We start from the raw sequence: 317 nt of genomic DNA on the forward strand, positions 1-317 counted from the left end.
CCACGAAGAAGTTGCGGTAGCCCTGCTGGAAGCCGTCGAAGCGCGGGTCGATGTCGCTGGTGATGGCTTCTTCCAGGACCTGCGGCTGGCGGCCCTGGTGCTGGATTTCGGTGAGCAACCAGAGATCGTTCCAACTGACGTTGGGATGGCTCGCCAGGGTCAGGAAGTGCCCACTGGCGAGCAGCGGCTGGTCGCTGTCGCCGCTCGCCTGGCGGTAGTCGCTGCGGTGGCGTTCCAGGGCGCGGTTGGCCAGGTGCTTGCCACGTGGTCGATCAAGGAAGCGGCCGGGGTAGTCGTAGTCTTCCAGGGCCGGCTCG

1 protein-coding gene is annotated in these 317 nt (G+C 66.2%); it reads right to left on the bottom strand.

The window, feature by feature from the left end:
- Positions 1–317 (bottom strand): contractile injection system protein, VgrG/Pvc8 family (locus P5705_RS26240; RefSeq protein WP_277463761.1); only part of this gene is annotated, 317 nt, incomplete at both ends.

Source organism: Pseudomonas entomophila (assembly GCF_029478665.1).
GTDB lineage: Bacteria > Pseudomonadota > Gammaproteobacteria > Pseudomonadales > Pseudomonadaceae > Aquipseudomonas > Aquipseudomonas entomophila_F.